General features: G+C 32.0%; 16 protein-coding genes. 6 read left to right on the top strand and 10 right to left on the bottom strand.

Annotation, left to right across the window (positions count from 1 at the left end):
- Position 1 precedes the first annotated feature (1 nt).
- The 4 genes from sprC to BXU01_RS05730 all read right to left on the bottom strand — a co-directional run bounded on the left by sprC (position 2) and on the right by BXU01_RS05730 (position 3,917).
- The gene (sprC, locus tag BXU01_RS05745; RefSeq protein WP_304440572.1) at positions 2 to 1,411 is read right to left on the bottom strand and encodes a gliding motility protein SprC; all 1,410 of its coding nucleotides are present in this window, start codon (positions 1,409 to 1,411) and stop codon (positions 2 to 4) included.
- Positions 1,412 to 1,452: 41 nt separating this feature from the next.
- On the bottom strand, positions 1,453 to 1,866 hold the full coding sequence (locus BXU01_RS05740) for a hypothetical protein (protein WP_083692122.1): 414 nt from the start codon (positions 1,864 to 1,866) through the stop codon (positions 1,453 to 1,455).
- Positions 1,867 to 1,969: 103 nt separating this feature from the next.
- Positions 1,970 to 3,262 (bottom strand): hypothetical protein, encoded by a 1,293-nt coding sequence (locus BXU01_RS05735; protein ID WP_083692121.1) that lies wholly within the window; start codon positions 3,260 to 3,262, stop codon positions 1,970 to 1,972.
- 202 nt (positions 3,263 to 3,464) lie between these two features.
- On the bottom strand, positions 3,465 to 3,917 hold the full coding sequence (locus BXU01_RS05730; protein ID WP_055094446.1) for a hypothetical protein: 453 nt from the start codon (positions 3,915 to 3,917) through the stop codon (positions 3,465 to 3,467).
- A gap of 428 nt (positions 3,918 to 4,345) precedes the next feature.
- Here BXU01_RS05730 and BXU01_RS05725 point away from each other — a divergent pair, with 428 nt between their 5' ends.
- From BXU01_RS05725 to recA, 4 genes are all read left to right on the top strand, one after another.
- Positions 4,346 to 5,494 (top strand): DNA polymerase III subunit delta', encoded by a 1,149-nt coding sequence (locus BXU01_RS05725; RefSeq protein ID WP_083692120.1) that lies wholly within the window; start codon positions 4,346 to 4,348, stop codon positions 5,492 to 5,494.
- Between the two features lie 6 nt (positions 5,495 to 5,500).
- Positions 5,501 to 5,887: a DoxX family protein gene (locus BXU01_RS05720; RefSeq protein WP_055094450.1), complete on the top strand. Its 387-nt coding sequence runs from the start codon at positions 5,501 to 5,503 to the stop codon at positions 5,885 to 5,887.
- Between the two features lie 117 nt (positions 5,888 to 6,004).
- On the top strand, positions 6,005 to 6,514 hold the full coding sequence (locus BXU01_RS05715; RefSeq protein WP_083692119.1) for an acyl-CoA thioesterase: 510 nt from the start codon (positions 6,005 to 6,007) through the stop codon (positions 6,512 to 6,514).
- Between the two features lie 182 nt (positions 6,515 to 6,696).
- Positions 6,697 to 7,704 (top strand): recombinase RecA, encoded by a 1,008-nt coding sequence (recA, locus tag BXU01_RS05710; protein WP_056248944.1) that lies wholly within the window; start codon positions 6,697 to 6,699, stop codon positions 7,702 to 7,704.
- 624 nt (positions 7,705 to 8,328) lie between these two features.
- On the opposite strand, the gene BXU01_RS05705 is transcribed toward recA, so the two are convergent.
- A complete protein-coding gene (locus tag BXU01_RS05705; protein WP_083692118.1) occupies positions 8,329 to 9,087 on the bottom strand; it encodes a 1-acyl-sn-glycerol-3-phosphate acyltransferase in 759 nt (252 codons plus the stop codon).
- A 260-nt stretch (positions 9,088 to 9,347) separates the two neighbouring features.
- Between BXU01_RS05705 and BXU01_RS05700 the strand changes: the two genes are divergently transcribed.
- Positions 9,348 to 9,725 carry a GxxExxY protein gene (locus BXU01_RS05700; RefSeq protein WP_083692117.1) on the top strand — a complete coding sequence of 126 codons (378 nt, stop codon included), beginning with the start codon at positions 9,348 to 9,350 and terminating at the stop codon, positions 9,723 to 9,725.
- Between the two features lie 161 nt (positions 9,726 to 9,886).
- On the top strand, positions 9,887 to 10,861 hold the full coding sequence (gene trpS, locus BXU01_RS05695; protein WP_083692116.1) for a tryptophan--tRNA ligase: 975 nt from the start codon (positions 9,887 to 9,889) through the stop codon (positions 10,859 to 10,861).
- A gap of 76 nt (positions 10,862 to 10,937) precedes the next feature.
- Here the strand turns inward: trpS and dprA are convergent, their stop codons facing one another.
- The 5 genes from dprA to BXU01_RS05670 form a co-directional block, all read right to left on the bottom strand.
- Positions 10,938 to 12,038, bottom strand: coding sequence for a DNA-processing protein DprA (gene dprA / locus BXU01_RS05690; RefSeq protein ID WP_083692115.1), 1,101 nt, complete (start codon positions 12,036 to 12,038; stop codon positions 10,938 to 10,940).
- Between the two features lie 182 nt (positions 12,039 to 12,220).
- Positions 12,221 to 13,453 (bottom strand): hypothetical protein, encoded by a 1,233-nt coding sequence (locus tag BXU01_RS05685; protein WP_083692114.1) that lies wholly within the window; start codon positions 13,451 to 13,453, stop codon positions 12,221 to 12,223.
- A gap of 172 nt (positions 13,454 to 13,625) precedes the next feature.
- The gene (locus BXU01_RS05680; protein WP_083692113.1) at positions 13,626 to 14,237 is read right to left on the bottom strand and encodes a response regulator transcription factor; all 612 of its coding nucleotides are present in this window, start codon (positions 14,235 to 14,237) and stop codon (positions 13,626 to 13,628) included.
- A complete protein-coding gene (locus BXU01_RS05675) occupies positions 14,234 to 15,994 on the bottom strand; it encodes a sensor histidine kinase (protein WP_165689762.1) in 1,761 nt (586 codons plus the stop codon). Before BXU01_RS05675 ends, BXU01_RS05680 begins: the two co-directional genes overlap by 4 nt.
- A gap of 22 nt (positions 15,995 to 16,016) precedes the next feature.
- Positions 16,017 to 16,421, bottom strand: coding sequence for a hypothetical protein (locus BXU01_RS05670; protein WP_083692111.1), 405 nt, complete (start codon positions 16,419 to 16,421; stop codon positions 16,017 to 16,019).
- Positions 16,422 to 16,696: the final 275 nt, after the last annotated feature.

Below are 16,696 nucleotides of genomic sequence, written 5' to 3'. Positions count from 1 at the left end.
ATTATCTTATCACAGTTATTGATCCTTTTTTTTCACCTGTGTCGGATTGAATGACATAGTAATATACTGGATTTACATTTTTAAAATCTTTTATAAACGAATTGACTTCAGGATCATAATTGCTTCCTACATCATCAAACATTATTTCGCCATTTGAACTTAAAATTATTATTTTAGTTGAGGCTGTTTTGTATGCATCAGGAATGTTCCAATATGGATTTGCAAGACTAACTACGTTTGGAATAACAGTTGCCGGTCCTACTTCACCTTTTGCTCTAAAACTAAATTCTTTAGAAGATAAACATCCTGAAACCTGAGAAATTTTTACTTTATATGTACCAATTGCTGTAACTACATAAGTATCTGTTGTTGCACCAGAAATAAGATTATTGTTTAAATACCATTCAAATGTTGGACTTGTGGCATCTGTTGTTATAGTAACATTTTGAGTTCCTCCTTCTATAAGTTCAAATTCGTCAGCTACATCAATACTGGCATTAAAACCGTTGTTTTTAAGGTCAATTGTTCCGGTAGAACTACAACCTCCAAAATCTACAGCCACAGTATAAACTCCGGCATCTTTTGCAGTCACAGTACGGGTGTCACCACCAAATGCAACGCCATCTTTTTTCCATACATAATGATTACCCTGAGTTGCTGTTAAAACAGTTCCGTCAACACTTGCACAAAAAGGATTTCCTAAACTAGAAGTAATTGAAACTGCAGATCCGCCAGAACCTGAAGTACTAACGGTAACACGATTTGAACTAAAGTTTACATCAGAACATAAACCATAATCAATTTCAGCATAATATTTTCCCGGAGCATTTACAACTAACTCTTTAGAGCTTTGTCCAGCAATTGCAACATCATCTTTATACCATTTATACTTAATTTTTGGGTAATTTACCGGTGATGAATTTACCACATCAGGCGTATCGTTATTAATAGATAATGTCAGGCTTCCACCTGCACATAATAACGCAACATCATTTTTATTATTAATGAAAAAAGAGCCTTCGAAATCCTTAAAATATATAGGGAAAGAGGTATTACCTAAAGTATTTTTAAAGCTGGTACTGGCTGGAGCACCTGCTAAAGAACTCTTAACCCTAAAACTATAAGTGTCTGCACCAACTATAGTAGTTGGTACAGCAAATTTTATAGTTTGTGAAGTAGAAGAAAGATCTGTTGCCAGAAGTTTCGTTGTAGCAATAGGAGTTGCATAACTACCCTGACTGTTTGAAAGTTCAATCACAAAAGTAGTTCCTGCAGGAAAATCTATATAACTAAATGTTGCATAAAATTCATTGAAATTATTACCCGCGCATAACTTCTCCAGACCATCAAGTGTTTGTGGTACAATAGTTTGTGCTTGTATTTTTGAATTAACAACAAAAAGAATACTCAAAAACAGAAAGCATTTAGTTAAAGATAGAGTAGTTTTTTTAATCATATAGTGCGTTTTCTGGCCAAATCTATATTCTCAAAAAACAAAATATCAATAAATGTTTCTGAAAAATCATACTTATAGTTCTCAATAATGTCCTTTGCGAGAACAGAATAAAAAGCTGCTATAAAAGGTTTTTCTTCACAGTTTGAGTTGTCTCCTTTATTCGCATCAAGTGCCATAACAAGGCCATCTTTGGGGATAGATGGCCCTACTATAAACTGATTAGAATTATCTAATTTGCCGATTGTTGTATCAGCACTATCATTTTTTTGGTTTGTAGCCGCAGTCAGGCTGCAAATAGCATCAATAGAAGCCGTAGGTCTTTCTAATGAACTTTGTGCATATAGACTTAACGTAATAGGTGAAACCAAAAATATTATATATAAAAAATATTTTTTTCTAGATTGAGCCATTATGTCTTGATCTTTATTTGGTCCGTTTTAAGACGAGTACATAAATTGTGTCTGGGGACTTTATTAATAAAATTTACGCTTTAAAATAAAAATCTAAATCTATTTATCTATTTCCGCTTGAGGCTGTGATTTTACCTAATTGAAGTCTGAAATCAGGTTTTTTAGCATTGAAAATATCAATAAATGTTTCTTTATTGTCACTTTGAGAGTATACGTTAAAGAATACACTGTTTCCATACCAGCTTTCTAAATCTTCATTGTTAGAATTGTATTCTGTAAAGATATTTCCGTTACATAAGTTGAAATACATTTCCTCAAATTTGATTTTTTTAAGGTTGGCATCATTGATTTCTGTTTTGCTGTCTAATAATACTGCAGGATTAAATCCAGAGATTACACTTCTTTTCATTTCAAGAGAAGCATTTTCAGCCACATACACGGCTTCTTTTACTAAACCTGCCTGAATATCAGCTTTAATGTTTTCACTGTCATTAAGCATTGTAATATTAGTTGCAACTACTAAAGTCTGTTTTTTGGTAAAATCAGTTTCACTTTTCTTTTCGTATGATTTTACTTCCATACAACGAGATCCGTCTTTAGTACTAGAGAAATAAGAAGATCTAACCGCTAATGAGTTATAGAAACGACATTGAACACCCTGAGAGAATTTAAAATCGTCGTTTATTGATTTATAAGAAACAAATTTTGTAACATTTACATCACCTCCTAATAAACCAAATGAGTCTCCTCCGGCATAGCTTACCATTACGTTTTCAAGAACTGTTTTGTTTCCAACACCTGCAAGAGTTAAACCGTTGAAAGTATCAACACCTTTTACTTTTTTTCCTGCAAATTCGATTCTAACAAATCTTAAAACTCCTGAATTAGAAGCTACATTATCACCACCATAAGTTGTCAAAGTAGGATCAAGATCCATGTTGTAAGAACCTACGTTTCCAAATTTGTTTATTGGAGCATCACCAAGAATTACAACTCCACCCCAGTCACCAGCTTTTTTCTGGCTGCGGTTAGAAGTAAATACAATTGGATCAGTTTCTAAACCATCTGCAATAAGTTGTGCACCTTTTGTAACTACCAAAGCACCTTTTGTTTCAAAATCACCAATAATCAAAGTTCCTGGCTCAATAGTCAAAACAGCATTGTTGGTTACATAAACATTGCCTTGTAAAACATAAATATTCCTCTTCAGCAATTTAGTATTAACAGAAATGTTTCCTGCTAAAATTTGGTTTGCTTCTCCATACTCTACTTTGTTAGGCTTAAATTCGGTCCAGTTGTTCAACCAATTGTTGTAGCCCATAATTCCTTTCTCTTGCTGAGCACTCATAGCAGTAACAGTCAAAAGAACACAGATCATTTGAGTAATTTTTTTCATGATAAGGGGGTATTACGGTTAATAATAAATTTGGGTATGCGTATGCGTAAATGAAAAAACTCATCTCGGGTTTTCTGAATTTTTTTTTTCAGAACACATCGAGAACGAGTTGTTTTTTTATCTCTTTTCTCAAAATGACGCAAAAAATTTAACTCATCTACGTAAACACTTCAAAAAAGGTTTTAAAAAATATAAATATTTATTACATTTCGTTCAATTCGTTGAACTCATGTAAAGATTTCAATGTGCTTTCGTAAAATAAAATTGCAGCGATTAAGTTTCCTTTATCAGAATATGGCATCATTTTTCTTTGAAATTCTACTGTAGTATCCAAGAAAGTTGTAGTACCAACAGCCTGAGCATCTAATACTTTTTTGTGTTCACTGTCGTCCGGAATACCTAAATCTGCCATCGTAACACCAGGTTTAGTAACCAAAGCTATGTAAGGAAGTGTTTTTACCAAAACTTTAATACGCTCAATGTATAATTCTAAAAGTTCTCCCTTTTGCATACCACTTAATTCTTTTTGATCATGGTATTTACGGATAAGAGCTGTTGTACTAATAATACTTCTTGGAGCATTTTTTGCCTGAGCCGAAATAGCTCCGGTTGTCATGAAAAAAAGTGCGCTTAATAAAATAATTTTCCCTTTCATAGATTCTTTTTATAAATGGTTGTTGATGAAAACAAAAATATATAAATTAACTTAAATTGCAACTTTATTGATTTCTTTTTTCAAAAAAAAAGCTTAAAAAAAGCTTAAAAATCAGCGTTATGTCGAGAAAATGTGCGTTTTAACGAGGTTTTTGTTAAATTTGTTAAAACCTAAACCGTAAGATATTAACTATAAAAAAAAATGATTTTCGATAAAAAATAACCAAAAAAAACTTACTTTTCGTAAGTTTTAGAAAAAAAATTTCACTAAAAAACACCCATATCTACTCCATTTATCATTGTTATTAACAAAAGTTGGTTAATAAACTCTAAAAAATAAAAACTTTTTATTTCGGCATAAATAAAAAGCAAGCGATAAACTTTCTGTCTAAAATTTTTGACTACATCATTTTCTTCTATCTTTGCTTCATGCAATTTTCTCAAATTTTAGGTCAAGATTACATCAAAAGTCACTTGATAAAAAGTGCATCTTCCGGAAGAATTCCGCACGCACAATTATTCATTGGGCCAGAAGGAAGTGGTACATTATCAACTGCAATTGCTTACGCGCAATATATTTTATGTAACAATACAGGAAACGAAAACTCAAACGGAAATGATTCCTGCAATTTGAAGTTTCAAAACATTTCGCATCCGGATTTACATTTTATCTACCCAACAGTCACTACCGAAGACGTAAAAACCAAACCAAAAAGTTTAGACTTTATTCAGGATTGGCGTACTTTTATTCAGGAAATGCCTTACGGGGGTTTATTTGACTGGTACAAAGTTTTAGGTGTTCAAAATAAACAGGGAGAAATTCGTGTAGAAGATGCTACCGAAGTTTTAAAATCACTTTCGTTAAAAGCATACGAAGGCGGTTACAAAATCATGATTATCTGGATGGTCGATAAGATGAATATTGCCGCCTCGAATAAGTTATTAAAACTTCTGGAAGAGCCTTCGGATAAAACTATTTTTATTCTGATTTCTGAAAATGAAGAAGACATAATACAAACGATACGTTCTCGTTGTCAGGTAATTCACTTTAACGGATTACCGGAAAAGGTCATTGCCGAAGCATTAATTTCAAAAGAGAATATCGATGAAAAATCTGCTTTTAAAATCGCACATCAGGCACAAGGAAATTTCAACAAAGCGATTTCATTATTGAAAGAAGATGACTCTGAATATCCTTTTGAACAATGGTTTGTCAATTGGGTTCGCGCTGCCTTTAGAGCAAAAGGAAATGCGGCTGCAATTCAGGATTTAATTTCCTGGAGTGAAGAAATTGCTTCTCTTGGGCGTGAAAGCCAGAAAAAATTTATTCAGTTTTGTATCGAAATGTTTCGTCAGGCACTTTTACTCAATTATGAGGCTCCAACTTTGGTTTATATTGAACCTAAAGTCGAAAAATTTAAACTTGAAAATTTTGCCCCTTTTGTGAACGGAAATAACATTCACGAAATTTTCAAAGAACTTTCAGATGCCATGTATCACATTGAAAGAAATGGAAATGCAAAAATAATTTTGACAGATTTATCTATAAAACTTACTCGTTTAATTCATAAAAAATAGTTTCAAATGAATAACAATGTTGCCTCCATTTTACTATTAGCATTTTTAGCGTTAACATTCTTGCAATCAGGATATGAAAAAATCTTTTACTGGAAAGATAATGTCGATTGGCTCAAAGGCCATTTTGCTAAAACACCCTTAAAAAACCAAGTACCGCTTGCACTTTTACATCTTTTAATTCTCGAATTAATTTCCGGAATTTTATGTGTTGTAGGTGCCATACAATTACTCACAAACAGTGGCCGTGAATTTGGTTTTTATGGAGCTATTTTTTCCTGCATCAGTTTATTAATGATGCTTTTTGGGCAAAGATTAGCCAAAGATTATGACGGCGCAAGAACCATCGTTATCTATTTTATTCCAGCTGTCATGGCTGTTTACTGGCTGAATTAAAAATAAGCCACTGATTTCACAAATTAAAAAGATTTAAAAAATCATTGAAATCATTTTAATCTGTGGCAAAAAAAATGCTCGCTTAGCGAGTAAAAAACAAAATTTTACATTAAAAAAATGAGTCCAAAACATCCTTCAGAATCTCTGACTATTTTAACCGATTTAGTTTTACCGAGCGAAACAAATCCTTTAAACAACCTTTTTGGCGGCGAATTATTAGCCCGTATGGATCGCGCAGCAAGTATTGCCGCCCGCAGACATTCACGCCGAATTGTAGTTACGGCATCTGTAAATCACGTTGCTTTCAACAGGGCTATTCCCCTGGGAGCCGTAGTCACAATAGAAGCAAAGGTTTCCAGATCTTTTAAAAGTTCTATGGAAGTTTTCATCGATGTTTGGGTAGAAGACCGTGAATCCGGAAGCAGAACCAAAGCCAACGAAGCCATTTATACTTTTGTTGCAGTGGATGATAGCGGAAGACCAGTAGAAGTTCCGCCAATTGCCCCACAAACTGACCTTGAAGTACAACGATTTGATGCTGCATTGCGTCGTAAACAATTGAGTTTACTATTGGCAGGGAAAATAAAACCTTCTGAAGCCACAGAATTAAAGGCTTTGTTTTTGTAGTATCAAATTTGATACAATTTGGAACAATCAGGTGAAATCAAACTCCAAAAAAAAGAAGTATTTTTACAAATTATAAGCCCATACAAATCTAAATCAAGAAGTTATTTATTTTACGATTTATTTTTGATAAAGAAAAAAAATATAAAACTTAGATGAAAGAAAAAGAAAAAGAGAAAGAAAAGATGAGTTCAGAAAAAGATGCCAAATTAAAAGCGCTACAACTTACGCTTGACAAACTAGATAAAACTTACGGAAAAGGTACCGTAATGAAAATGGGCGATAAAGCCATTGTAGAAGTTGAAACTATTTCTTCAGGTTCTCTTGGTGTAGATTTAGCCCTGGGAGTAAACGGTTACCCAAAAGGTAGAATTATCGAAATATACGGACCAGAATCTTCTGGTAAAACAACCTTGACTTTACACGCAATTGCAGAAGCTCAAAAAGCAGGCGGAATTGCTGCGTTTATAGATGCTGAGCACGCTTTTGATAGAAATTATGCGGAGAAATTAGGCGTAGATATCGAAAACCTGATCATATCTCAACCAGACAACGGAGAACAAGCTTTAGAAATTGCAGAGAACCTTATTCGTTCAGGAGCAATTGATATTGTGGTAATTGACTCGGTTGCTGCATTGACTCCAAAAAGTGAAATCGAAGGTGAAATGGGAGATTCTAAAATGGGTCTTCACGCACGTTTGATGTCTCAGGCTTTGAGAAAACTAACCGGAACTATCAGTAAAACAAATTGTACAGTATTCTTCATCAACCAGTTGAGAGAGAAAATTGGAGTTATGTTTGGTAATCCTGAAACTACAACTGGTGGTAATGCCTTAAAATTCTATGCTTCAGTACGTTTAGACATTCGTCGTTCCTCTCAAATTAAAGATGGTGAAAACGTAATTGGAAACAGAACAAAAGTAAAAGTGGTAAAAAATAAAGTTGCACCACCTTTTAAAACTGCTGAATTTGATATCATGTACGGAGAAGGAGTTTCTAAAACTGGAGAAATTCTTGACTTAGCGGTTGAATTTGAAATCGTTAAAAAAGCAGGATCATGGTTTAGCTACGGAGATACAAAATTAGGACAAGGTCGTGATGCTGTAAAATCTTTGATTAAAGATAATCCGGAATTAGCAGATGAATTAGAAATAAAAATTAAAGCGCATATTAAAGAATTAGCAAACGCTTAAAAAATACAAAAGACTTAATTATTAAGACTTTATACAAACCCGACAAACTTTTAAAAGCTTGTCGGGTTTTTTATTTCAAAAAAAGAATAAAAATGACGCAACCATTTTATAATAAGTTCATCTAGTAAACAGACATAAGATTTGATTAGGTATTAGGCCATAATACCAACATTGAACTTTTTTTCAGAATAAATTTGGTTGTTTGTTCGATAAAACCCGTTAACTGTTTGGTGTTAACGGGTTTTTATTATTATTGAAAAAAGTTTCATTACTCACGCAACCTTTTTTATTTTTTACTCTCTATTATATTGTGACGTTAACTGAGTTTAAGATAAGCTCTTTATTATCAATCCTTAATTTTTTGAAACCATGAAAGAGAAAATAGAAGTGTTGTACAATAAAAACCGTAGAAAAACCAAATTGAAATTTAAAAAAGTATTGCGTTTTATTTCAGAAAAAATAATTCATCGATAGTATTTTGAATATAAAATGGGGATTTTAATTCAAAAGAAAACCCGATAACTTTAATAGTTATCGGGTTTTTTCTATTTTATCTATTCTCTTTCTTCTATACTCTTTCTTCTATATTCTATACTCTTTCTTCTATATTCTTTCCTCTTTCTTCTATATTCTTTCCTCTTTCTTCTTCTTAAATTCAAGCAACCCCTTATAAATCAATTGTCTTACCTCATCCCTAAGCGTTTTTCTATTCTCGCTTGTTAATCCTTCGGTTTCCACAAAAGGAAGAATTTTTCCTCTCATTTTTCCAGGACTTCCACTTAAAAAAGTATAAGAGAATCGTTCCTTGTTATCTGCGAAAACAATGGGTACAATTGGAATTTGATGTTCGATTGCTAAACGAAAAGCTCCATCTTTAAACTCATCTAATAAAATAGTTTCATCATCCGGAACTCCGCCTTCAGGGAAAATACAAATACTAAGTCCTTGATTAAGTCTGTCTTGTGCTCTTTTAAAAACTTCATTTTTACTTCTGGACGAATTTCTGTCTACCAAAATACACGTACGTTTATAGAAAAAACCAAACAAAGGAATTTTTGAAAGTTCTTTTTTTCCAACAAAAACAAATGGATTTCTAACGACAGCCAACATCAGCATAATATCTGTCATCGAAGTATGATTTGCCACGATCATGTAGCTCTTATTTTTAATCAGTTTTTGTTCACGCTCGACTTTATAATAAAAACCCATCCCGAAAAGAATGAATTTAGCCCAAATGCGGGCCATTTTAAAAAAATAGGGATATCCGCTTTCTGATATAATAGAAATCAGTAAAAACGGCAGCATAATCAATATTGGAATGGCCATCAAAATGTAAAACCAAATGCGCCATAAAACCCAAAAAACAATTTTAATTCCTTTCATGGTTTCAAATGTAAGAAAACAGAAATGAATTTTACAAAAAGAATTTACTATATAAAAAATTATAGGGATGCTTTTTACCGCAAAGCGCGCAAAGTTTTTTCGCAAAGTAAAGAAGTAGTGAAATATCTATAATTGTAATGGATAAGATCACAAAGCTATGTGTACAATCTTTAATATTTACGAAAAAACTTTGCGCGCTTTTCTGTAAAACATAAATATTAACATAAGAAAATATTTATTAAATTTGATGTTTTTAAATTATGACAGAAAACGAAATATCAAATATTATAATTGGGCTCGCAATTGAAATTCATAAAGTGCTAGGACCAGGTTTATTGGAGAATGCTTATCAAGAATGTTTATATTATAAAATTAAACAACGTGGACTTATTGTTGAAAAAGAGAAGTCTATGCCTTTAATTTTCGAAGAAGTTCAACTTGATTGTGCATATCGGATTGATTTACTGGTTGAAAATAAATTCATAATCGAAATAAAAAGTGTAGAATCACTAACTGTAAATCATTTAGCTCAAACTTTAACTTATTTAAAAATTGGTAAATACAAACTAGGGTTACTGATAAATTTTAATGAAGTTTTACTAAAAAACGGTATTAGAAGAGTCGTAAATAACCTATAGATAAAGCTTAGAGAACTTGAAAAATCTTCTAAAAGCTTGGTGATCTTTGCGAAAAAACTTTGTGAACTTTACGGTAAAAAAACCTCAAAATAAACTTTGCATAAAAAACCTTATGCACTTTGGGGTAAAAAAACGAAATTTGCGGTTAAGAAAAAACGAGAATGGCAAAAATACTTACTGGTGTTCAGAGTACTGGAACTCCACACTTAGGCAATTTATTAGGAGCAATTATTCCTGCAATCGAATTATCAAATAATCCTGCAAACGAATCTTATTTGTTTATTGCTGATTTACATTCGATTACACAAATTAAAGACGGAAAAACATTAAGAGAAAATACCTATAGTACCGCTGCAGCATGGCTTGCTTGTGGTTTAAATCCTGATAAAGTTACTTTTTACAGACAATCTGATGTAGTTCAAACTGCCGAATTGACTTGGTATTTAAGTTGTTTTTTTCCATTTCAACGTTTGACTTTAGCACATTCTTTCAAAGATAAAGCAGATCGTTTAGACGATGTTAATGCCGGACTTTTTACTTATCCGATGTTGATGGCAGCAGATATTTTATTGTATGATGCTGAATTTGTACCAGTTGGAAAAGACCAATTGCAGCATTTAGAAATCACACGCGATGTAGCGTCTCGTTTTAATCACCAAATGGGAGAAACATTTGTAATTCCTGAAGCTAAAATTCAGGAAGACAGTATGTTGATTCCCGGAACAAATGGTGGAAAAATGAGTAAATCGGCCAATAATATTATCAATATTTTCCTTGACGATAAAACATTGCGCAAACAGGTTATGAGTATCGAAACGGATAGTACTCCGCTTGAAGCACCAAAAAACCCTGATACTTGTAATGCTTTTGCAATCTATTCTTTGTTAGGAACCGAAGAACAAATCGCCGAAATGAGAGCCAATTATCTTGGAGGAAATTATGGTTACGGTCATGCTAAACAAGCTTTATTTGAATTGATTACAGAAAAATTTAAAACCGAAAGAGAAAAATACAATTACTATATCAATAACCTTGACGAAGTAGATGCCTTATTAAAAAAAGGTGCAGCAAAAGCATCAATTGTTGCTGATGGTGTTCTGGCAAAAGTTCGCGAAGTACTTGGTTTTGGGAAATAAAACATATTGCCGCAAATTGCACAAATTTACATAGACTAGTCCCTGAACATTTGTGCAATTCGTGGCATTTTTTATCTTAAATAGCTTCAAACAATTTCCCCGGCAAAGGTCTAATCACACCTTTTAATTCCATATTCAACAACATACCTGAGATTTTATAAATTGGGAAATCGCATTTTAAAGCAATAGTATCTAATAATTCCTTCCCATTTTTTAATAGAAAATCGTAAAGCTTTTGTTCCTCTTCCTCTAATTCTACAAATAACTGTTTCTGAACCGGTTTGGCTTTATTTTCAATATCCCAATTCAATATATAAACTAAATCTGCCGCACTCGTAAGTACATTTGCTTTTTGTGTTTTAATTAAATTATTGCACCCCTGACTGTACTTATCACTAACACGGCCCGGAACAGCAAAAACATCCCGATTGTAATCGTTTGCTAAATTTGCTGTAATTAGCGATCCTCCCCGATCAGCTGATTCTATTACGATTGTAGCTTCGGTCATGCCGGCGACAATACGATTTCTGCGTACAAAATTTTCTTTATCCGGATTAGACGAACTCCAAAACTCTGTAATAAACCCACCATTTTCCTCTATTTTTGCCACATATTTTTTGTGTAATTTTGGATAGATTTGGTTTAATCCATGTGCCAAAACACCAATGGTCTGTAAGTTATATTCCATCGCTAATTGATGCGCAACGATATCAACACCATAAGCAAAACCGCTTACAATTACAGGATCAAGCGGCGCAAGATCTTCAATTAATTTCTTGCAAAATTCTGCTCCATAACCTGTTATCTGCCGAGTTCCCACAATACTGATTATCTTCTTGCTCTTTAAACTTATATTCCCCGAAGAAAAAATTAAAACCGGAGAATCTATACAATGTTTGAGACGTTCAGGATAATCTTCATCTTTAAAAAAAGATACTTTTATGTTGTTCGATTTTATGAATTCAAGTTCCTGATTTGCCTTTTCAAAAACCCTTTTATCCTTTAAATTCCTTAATAAAACTGTTCCAACTCCATCAATAGCAGCAATTTGATTCATTTTAGTTTTAAAAATAGCCTCAGCATTACCAAAATGTGTCAGTAATTTTTTTGCCATTATATCCCCAACTCCATCCACTTTTAATAAGGCTAATAAATAAAATAAATCTTGATCTGACATGAATTGAAATAGAGTTAAATGGCGGCGAAAAATAGATTTCTAAAACAAATCTGAGAATTTATTTTAGGATCAGCAAAGATATAAAATATACGTAAATTCTCTCAAAAAAACGGCTATAAAAATTCTTTATAGCCGTTTTAATATTTTAATTACTAATCCTAATTATTTAAATACTACTGAATTCAGTTTGCTGTAAATTTCACTTCAAAAAGTTTTTCTAATTGTCTAAAATTAAATTCAATATGATTGTTTTTAAAATAAGGACTTGCTGATTTAAAAATTGAACCATCATAATACTGAGCTTCAGTTCTAACTAAACTAACCATATTATCCGGAAGAGAGATTACTTCTTGCTGATTAAAATGAATTTTTACTTCCGATGTTTCAATAGAATACTTAGATACCATTCTATATTCATTCCAATTACAACGACAAGTTGCTTTGCCATCTTTAGCAAAAGCTTTAGCAACAAATGAAACATCTGTCATTGAATTTTGATAAGGTCCAGCATAGCCATGTTTATCTCCACTTCCACTTTCTTTCCAACATTTAATTGAAGTTTTGTCTATTTTCCATCCTTCAGCAGAAGAATTGTGAACATTAAATTGCTTTACAACATCTTTTGTTTTGTTACTACCTGATGTTGCGTGAACTATATCTGTCTGTCCATTACTTTCTTCCTTAACTTCATAATGAACTTTGTAAAAGGCTTTCACTGTTGCTAAGTTTTTTGGAACAACAATAAATCGAGGACTATATTTATGCACTTTATCTTTACCTATAAACCTTTTCTCAAACAAGAATAATTTAAAAATGTTTGTTGAATCAGGAGAAAATAAATCATCTTCAGTTAATGGCACTGTAAATGAAATCAACTTATCGCTACTTATTGAGGTTACAGGAATCTTTTTTCCTGCAAAAACTATATAATTTTGACTATTATTAAGTCGTACTCCTTTTACATCAATTACAATATTTTTATTTTGGGAGGCTGTAAGCATTGGTATTTTAAAAAATGTTGGACTAGGATACTTGTCAGAACCAATAATTCTAGTTGATGCATTTTCAATAATTGTTGTCCCATCCTCAAGTCCATTAATTAAATCCCCTATTGAGCCCTCAAGTTTTTCATTTATTGTATTGACATCATTAAGTATTGCTAGCTCCTTTTGCGTCAAATTTCTATCCAAATCATCTCCAAGGGATTTAATTACGCCATTTAAATATGATGTGTAGTTTAATAAATTAATATAAACTGTTCTTTGTTGGTCAGATAAAACATTATCTGCTTTTTCAATGGCACCATTAACGGTGTTGTCAAGCGTTTTTGCTCCAACAATAAGTGTTCCTACAGTTTGTGCGTTTAGTGAATAGGCACAAATTAATATCAGAATTAATGTAATTTTTGTTTTCATAATTTCTATATTTTTGGTTTGCCTACTCTAATTCCCATTTTCGGCTAACTGGTTGATTATTAAACCAAAATTCGAAATTACAGCGCATAAAAAAATCCCTACAAATGGGGATTTTTTGGTTTAAAAACTATTTTGATTAATTTAAAACTACTTTGGTCAAAGTATGATGAAGTTAAAAATCATACTTGCGTTCTACTGCAAAACGTATTAAGTCGGTTTTGCCGTAGAGATTCATTTTTTTGAGGATATTTTTACGATGCGTATCTACAGTGCTTTTGCTTATAAAAAGTACGTCGGCAATTTCGTTAGATGTTTTTCCTTCGCCAATAAGTCTCAGGATTGCCTTCTCCCGATTGCTTAAAAGGATATTTTCCTTAGTTATTTCGTCTTTGACGATAATTGCGTCGTCAAAAAAAGTTTCGTTGCTTATAACGGCTCTAATTGCTTCAATTAATTTCCTGAGCGGGGAATTTTTCATAATATAGCCTGATGCTCCCGCTTGTTTCATTTGCTGGATAGCTTCTGCCTGATCAAACATGCTAAAAGCAATGATCTTGATTTCTGGAAATTCGCTCTTAATAATTTTAGTGGCACAAATTCCGTCACATTTTGGCATTCGGATATCTGTAATAACAATTTGTGGCCTTTTTTTACGAACCAGTTGTATCAGCTCTTCTCCGTCGTTGGCTTCACCTACAACGGCAATATCATCTTCAAATTCTAAAGAAAGTTTGATACCGTCTATAAGCGACTGATGATCTTCGGCAATGATTATCGTTATCATAATGGCAAATCTATAATGATGGTAGTTCCTTTGGTCAAAATTGAATCTATGGTAAATGTTCCGCCCATTTGTTCTACTTTTTTCTCCATATTTTTGAGCCCAATTCCGGATTTGCTTACCACCATTTTAGGATCAAATCCTTTTCCGTTATCTTCAATAATAATATTAATTTCCTTTGATGTGCCCTGGGTTAAGTAAATATTGACTTCGGTTGCTTCAGAATGTTTTATAATGTTTGTGCACAGTTCCTGAATCATCCGAAATAAAGCAACTTCTATCGTGTTTTCTAATCTTTCTGTAAGCTCAAACGGAATAACATTTATGGTTAAATGCTCTAAAACACTCATTTTCTCGGCCATTTTATTAACAGCAACCAGCAATCCTTCGCTGCCAATAATGCCTAAATTTTTAAGATGTGCAATATTCCGTACCTTTTGATACGCCTCTTCAAGTAAAGCATCGGTTTTATCATAAAGTTGATTTTCTTGTTGATTAGCTATTTCGTTGTGACGCTTTAGATTTTGGAAATTTAATTTTAGCGTTGCCAGCATACTACCCAAATTATCATGCAATTCGTTGGCGATATTTTGTCGTTCTTTTTCCTGGCTTTCAAGCATTAGATCAATATCGTTAAGTTCCTGATCTTTGAGTATTTTTTCTGTTTTTTGTATCTCAATAAGTTTTTCCTGTTCCGCAATTTTTTTCTTTTTTGCAATATTCTTGTAGACTAGAATACTGATTACCAAAACAATAATCAAAACACTTATCATCAAATACAAAACAACCTTGTTTTTTTTGATGTTTGTTTTTAACTCCAGGTTCTCAAGTTCTTTTTCCTTGGTTTTATATTTGGTATCAAAATTATTAATGGCAATATTTTGCTGTTCTGTATTTAACGAATCATGATATTTATTTGAAATTTCTAAGTGATACAAAGCCTTATTAAGGTTTTGAGCATCCTTGTAATTTAAATAAAGAAAATTATTGATGTTTTCTTTATTGACTTTGTTGTATTCGATGAGTTTTATTTTATCTGCCTGAAGTAATAAATCAATCGCTTTTTCGTACTGATGAAGCTGCGAATAATTAGAAGCCTGATTCATCAAATTATAACAGATGTAATTGGGATTTAGTGTTTTTTCCTGGTGCAAAAGCAAGTTATCTTTCCGGAGATAATACAAACTGGAATCTGGTTTATATAAAACATCGCTAAAAAGTACCGCAAGATTATTATATATCTTACTTTCAAGCTTTTTATCCTTTACTTTGTGGTTTAAAACTATTGCTTTTCTAAAATAATACAGACTTTCTTTGGCTTCTTTGCTATTGATTTTTAAAGAGGCTAATTGAACATATCCTTTAAGAATTTTAGCATTATCTTTAGTTGAAAAAGCATAATCCATATATTCTTTGAGATAGAATTGGTGCTTTTGCGTATTGTCTTTATAACTAACTAATAATGAAGCAATATTAAGGTTAATTTCCATTGCTTTTTCTACAACATTAGCTTTTAAATATTGTTTTTTAGCAATTAAATAATTTTCAATTGCCTTTACATCATTGTTTTCTTTACTATAACTTTTTGCTGTAAGAAAATAATAATACCCTAAATCTTCTGGTGAAAAAGCAGTTGTACTTAGTAAAGAAAGTTGCTTTAATGCTTCTTTTGATTTGCCTTCTGCAATAGAATTTTCGATAGAACTCAAAACTTTATTTTGTCCCACACAAATGCTCACCATACCAAGTAAAGTGAGCATAAAGTAAAAAGTTGTATGTCGTTTATTTTTTCGCACCTTCACGGATTGTTCCTCTGCCAGTTGTATCTGGAATATCTTTCCCTTTCTCTTTTTTAAAATCAAAAACCCTTCTGTATACATCTTCAATGGGTCTCTTTAATTCTCCATTTTCATGATGAAAAGCAACCTTTATTGGCCTAGAAAAGTCAATTGATAAAAATTTCTTATCACTTAAATCAATAACAAATGATTCAAAAAAATCATTCGCTACTAAAGGTTTTCCAAAAAGGTCCTTAAAATGAATTACAATTTTGTTTTCTTTCTCATCTGAAATATTATAGATATCATAAATACCATAAAAATTATTTCCAGAAAGCGGTGGTATCACTACAGCTATAACTGCTTTTTTACCTTTCAAAATAGTACCATCAACATCATAATTTTCCATAATTTTAGTTTTTAAGTTAATAATAATCAAATCTATGCATTTATTAAAGGAAAAAAATACCTACAAATGGGTATATTTAAGAGAGTTGTTTAAAAATCTAAAAAAGGAATCATTTACTTAAAGTTATGTGTTCTAAAGTTTAGAAATTAATTACTAATAAAAATACTTTGAACAAGAAGATTTATCAAATCATATTTCAAAATAACAAAAAATAAACACCCATAATTCAAAGTAAATTCTTCCAAAAATAATAAATTTAAATATTATATCCAGAA

This window comes from [Flexibacter] sp. ATCC 35103, assembly GCF_001975985.1.
In the GTDB taxonomy this organism is placed as follows: domain Bacteria; phylum Bacteroidota; class Bacteroidia; order Flavobacteriales; family Flavobacteriaceae; genus Flavobacterium.
This window is presented reverse-complemented; position numbering and strand designations above follow the sequence as displayed.

Excerpts from the sequence above, each read along its gene's own strand:
- BXU01_RS05740 (WP_083692122.1), bottom strand. The coding sequence starts at position 1,866 with ATGGCTCAATCTAGAAAAAAATATTTTTTATATATAATATTTTTGGTT.
- trpS (WP_083692116.1), top strand. The coding sequence starts at position 9,887 with ATGGCAAAAATACTTACTGGTGTTCAGAGTACTGGAACTCCACACTTA.
- dprA (WP_083692115.1), bottom strand. The coding sequence starts at position 12,038 with ATGTCAGATCAAGATTTATTTTATTTATTAGCCTTATTAAAAGTGGAT.
- BXU01_RS05675 (WP_165689762.1), bottom strand. The coding sequence starts at position 15,994 with ATGCTCACTTTACTTGGTATGGTGAGCATTTGTGTGGGACAAAATAAA.
- BXU01_RS05735 (WP_083692121.1), bottom strand. The coding sequence starts at position 3,262 with ATGAAAAAAATTACTCAAATGATCTGTGTTCTTTTGACTGTTACTGCT.
- BXU01_RS05700 (WP_083692117.1), top strand. The coding sequence starts at position 9,348 with ATGACAGAAAACGAAATATCAAATATTATAATTGGGCTCGCAATTGAA.
- BXU01_RS05715 (WP_083692119.1), top strand. The coding sequence starts at position 6,005 with ATGAGTCCAAAACATCCTTCAGAATCTCTGACTATTTTAACCGATTTA.
- BXU01_RS05705 (WP_083692118.1), bottom strand. The coding sequence starts at position 9,087 with ATGAAAGGAATTAAAATTGTTTTTTGGGTTTTATGGCGCATTTGGTTT.
- BXU01_RS05720 (WP_055094450.1), top strand. The coding sequence starts at position 5,501 with ATGAATAACAATGTTGCCTCCATTTTACTATTAGCATTTTTAGCGTTA.
- BXU01_RS05725 (WP_083692120.1), top strand. The coding sequence starts at position 4,346 with ATGCAATTTTCTCAAATTTTAGGTCAAGATTACATCAAAAGTCACTTG.
- recA (WP_056248944.1), top strand. The coding sequence starts at position 6,697 with ATGAGTTCAGAAAAAGATGCCAAATTAAAAGCGCTACAACTTACGCTT.
- BXU01_RS05730 (WP_055094446.1), bottom strand. The coding sequence starts at position 3,917 with ATGAAAGGGAAAATTATTTTATTAAGCGCACTTTTTTTCATGACAACC.
- BXU01_RS05685 (WP_083692114.1), bottom strand. The coding sequence starts at position 13,453 with ATGAAAACAAAAATTACATTAATTCTGATATTAATTTGTGCCTATTCA.
- BXU01_RS05670 (WP_083692111.1), bottom strand. The coding sequence starts at position 16,421 with ATGGAAAATTATGATGTTGATGGTACTATTTTGAAAGGTAAAAAAGCA.
- BXU01_RS05680 (WP_083692113.1), bottom strand. The coding sequence starts at position 14,237 with ATGATAACGATAATCATTGCCGAAGATCATCAGTCGCTTATAGACGGT.